Source organism: Halorubrum sp. Boch-26 (assembly GCF_029889805.1).
Classification (GTDB): Archaea; Halobacteriota; Halobacteria; order Halobacteriales; family Haloferacaceae; genus Halorubrum.
Genome location: NZ_JARANT010000151.1, coordinates 1 through 3,363, shown reverse-complemented (window position 1 = coordinate 3,363; position 3,363 = coordinate 1). Strand labels below are relative to the sequence as shown.

The window sequence follows — 3,363 nt, the reverse complement described above, 5'->3', positions numbered from 1 at the left end:
CGCCTGATTGGCATATCTGCCTCCTCGCTTCGCTCGCGACTCCCTCGCACCGTCGTCGCCGGCGGCTCCGCCGCCGGCTGCCAGAGGGACCTTCGGTCCCTCGCGGTTCGCGGCCCTCCGGGCCGCTCACCGGGGCGCGCCACCGCTGTGTTCATTCATAAATAAGCGCCGCCGACTACAGCCGCTCGCCGTCGTAGTACCGCTCCTCCACGCGCCGGTCGAACAGCCGGGAGATAAGGGTGGTGAGGGGTCCCTCGACCCCGTCGCCGTCCCCGTCGACCGCGAGGCCGTCGACCGTCTCGACCGGGCGGATCTCCCACGTCGAGTTGGTGAGGAAGACCTCGTCAGCCTCGCGGACCGCGTCGGGGGTGTAGCTCCCCTCCTCGACGGGGACGCCCTCCTCTTCGGCTATCTCGATCACGGTCCGGCGGGTGACGCCGGGGAGGATCGGGCCGTCGAGCGAGGGGGTCTTCAGGGCGGTCCCGTTGGCGAAGAAGACGTTCGCGGTCGCGCCCTCGGCGACGTTGCCCGCGGGGTCGAGCATGAGCGCCTCGTCCGCGCCGGTGACGCGGAGTTCGAGTCGAGCGAGGATCCCGTTGAGGTAGTTGTGGGTCTTCGCGTCCGCCGGCAGCGCGCGCGAGGACGGCTTGCGGCGCTTCGTCGTCTGGACCGCGGCCGGACCGTCGTGAACGGGATCGGAGTCGACGCCCCCCCGCGGGAGCGGTTTCGCGACGACGACGACGGTCGGGTCCACCTCCGGCTTCGGGTCGAGCGTGCCCGGCTGGACCCCCCGCGTGATCGAGAGCTTGACGTACGCGTCGGCGAGGTCGTTGGCGGCGAGCGTCTCGTCGATTCGCCCCTTCAGGTTGGCGTCCGCGAGGCCGTGGTCGAGCCCGAGCGTCTCGCAGGTGTCGGCGAGCCGCGCGGCGTGGTCGCCCCACCGGAAGACGTCGCCGCCGTACGCCCGCAGCGTCTCGAAGGCGGCGTCGCCGTAGGCGAACCCACGGTCCTCGACCGAGACGGTCGCCTCGCTCGCGGGCACGACCTCGCCGTCGACGTGGTATCGCAGCTCATCAGCCATGCGTCTCGCACACCTCCACGAAGTTCTCCACCATCGCCTTGCCCCGCGGCGTGAGGATGCTCTCGGGGTGGAACTGCACGCCGATGTGGGGCTTTTCGCAGTGGCGCACGCCCATGACGACCTCCCGCTCGTCCTCCGTGCGGGCGGTCTCGACGAGTTCGTCCGGCAGGTCGGCGCGCTCGACGCACAGGGAGTGGTACCGCCCGACCCGAAGCCGGTCGGGGAGCCCCGCGAACACCCCCGAGTCGTCGTGGGTGATCGTCGACGGTTTGCCGTGGACGACCTCCGGGGCGTGTCCCACGCGGCTGCCGCGGTTCGCGCACAGCGCCTGGTGGCCGAGGCAGACGCCGAGAACCGGGATTTCGAGGTCGAAGACGGCGGTGGAGACCCCGGCCTCCGCGGGGGTGCCCGGTCCGGGCGAGACGACGACGCCGTCGGGGTCGAGCGCACGGATCCCGGCCAAGTCGACCGCGTCGTTCCGCCGGACCGCGACCGCGCCGGCGACCTCGCCGACGTACTGAACGAGGTTGTACGCGAACGAGTCGTAGTTGTCGACGACGAGCACTCGCGCCTCGGCGTCGCCGGCGCCGGGTCGCCAGCCGGCTTCGATGTCGACGGCGCCGGCACCGGTGGCGTCGCCCTCGGCGGCAGCGCCGACGCCGGCGAACGGCGCGTCAGTCATCGCCCGCCTCCCCCTCCGCGTCGCCCGCGTTCCCGGTGCCGCTCACTGCCATTCCCCCGGCCGCGAGCGCCTCGTCGATGGCGGTCACCAGCGCGCGCGCCTTCGCGAGCGTCTCCTCGTACTCCGCGTCGGGCTCGGAGTCGTGGACGATCCCGGCGCCCACGCGCAGGTGGTACTCCGCGGCGTGGCGGACCAGCGTCCGGATGACGATGTTCAGGGTCGCGCGACCGTCGAAGCCGGCGGCGAGCATCGAGCCGGTGTACGGCCCCCGGCGCGTCGTCTCCAGCTCGTCGATGATCTCCATCGTCCGCGGCTTGGGCGCGCCCGTGATGGTCCCGCCGGGGAAGCAGGCGGCGATCGCGTCGGCGACGCCCACGTCCGGGCGCGCCTCGCCCTCGACGAGGCTCACGAGGTGCATCACCTCGCTGTACCGGTCCACGCGGCGGTACTCCGCGACGTCGACCGTGCCGAACCGGGCGACCTTCCCGAGGTCGTTGCGCTCCAAGTCGACGAGCATCGCGTGTTCGGCGCGCTCTTTCGCGTCGCCGGTCAGCTCCGCCTCCAGTTCCGCGTCGTCGTCCGGCGTCTCCCCCCGCGGCCGCGTCCCGGCGATCGGTTCCGTCACGAGACGGGCGCCGCGGTCGGGGTCGTCGGTCGGCACGCGCTCCAACAGGAGCTCCGGGCTCGCGCTCACGAGGTCGACGCCGGACGGGACACCCGCCGAACCGGCCTCGCTCTCGTCGTCCTCGCTCCCGTCGTCCTCGCTCCCCGGTCTCCGCGAGAACTCGAGCAGTCCGGAGTACGGCGCCGGGTTCACCGCTCGGAGCGCGTCGTACGCCTCGACCGGGTGAACCGCGGCCGGGGCCCGCAGGCGCTGCGAGACGTTCGCCTGGAAGGTGTCGCCGTCGCGGACGTACCCCTTCACGCGGCGGACCGCCTCGGCGTACCCCTCGCGGCCCACGTCGCTCTCGAAGGTCGCCGTCGACGCGTCCGGGTCGGGAGCGGGGCCGACGCTCGGATCCCCCGTCTCGATCCGGTCGACGAGGTCGCTGGCCCGCGCCACCCCCTCGTCGAACAGCGCGTCGAGGGCGTCGCCGTCGGCGGCCGGGTCGTCGACCCCTTCGGGAACGCGCGGACAGGCGGTCACGCGGATGGCGACGGGCGGAGCCGCGTCGGCGGCCTCGGCGTCGCCGTCGTCCCCGGAGCGCTCGGAAGCGGGACCGGTCGGACGCTCCCACGCCGCGACTCGATCGAAGACGCCGATCTGGAGCCGCGGGAGCCCGCGGTCGTCGACCGCGCCGGGACCCGCCGGCGCGGGCGCCGGGAGCGACTCCAGCTCGCGGGCGACGTCGTAGGAGAGCCAGCCGAACGCACCGCAGGGGTAGGGGACCTCGCAGTCGCCGCGCGCGAGGGCCTCGCCGTCGAGCAGCCCCTGAAGCGCCGCGAGCGTCGGGCTCGGGCGCCGGTAGTCGCCGGTCGGGCTCCGATCGCCCGCGTCCGTGCCGTCGCGGGCGTCGGCGGCGTAGCCCACGGCGCCTCCGGCGACGGCGGCCGCGCCCGAGACGGTCAGCCGCTCGACCGGGGCGGCGCCGGCGTACCC

General features: G+C 73.9%; 3 protein-coding genes. All 3 read right to left on the bottom strand.

Annotated features, from left to right (window positions below; translation table 11 throughout):
- Nucleotides 1-175: 175 nt before the first annotated feature.
- Nucleotides 176-1,081 carry an aminotransferase class IV gene (locus OQF71_RS14205; RefSeq protein ID WP_280588462.1) on the bottom strand — a complete coding sequence of 302 codons (906 nt, stop codon included), beginning with the start codon at nt 1,079-1,081 and terminating at the stop codon, nt 176-178.
- Nucleotides 1,074-1,763 carry an aminodeoxychorismate/anthranilate synthase component II gene (locus OQF71_RS14200; RefSeq protein ID WP_280588461.1) on the bottom strand — a complete coding sequence of 230 codons (690 nt, stop codon included), beginning with the start codon at nt 1,761-1,763 and terminating at the stop codon, nt 1,074-1,076. Before OQF71_RS14200 ends, OQF71_RS14205 begins: the two co-directional genes overlap by 8 nt.
- Nucleotides 1,756-3,363: anthranilate synthase component I family protein (locus OQF71_RS14195; RefSeq protein WP_280588460.1), on the bottom strand; the 1,608-nt coding region annotated here is incomplete at its 5' end. The genes OQF71_RS14195 and OQF71_RS14200, both read right to left, overlap by 8 nt.

Bases quoted from the DNA above. Each gene is read 5' to 3' on its own strand.
- OQF71_RS14205 (WP_280588462.1), bottom strand. From the start codon at position 1,081: ATGGCTGATGAGCTGCGATACCACGTCGACGGCGAGGTCGTGCCCGCG.
- OQF71_RS14200 (WP_280588461.1), bottom strand. From the start codon at position 1,763: ATGACTGACGCGCCGTTCGCCGGCGTCGGCGCTGCCGCCGAGGGCGAC.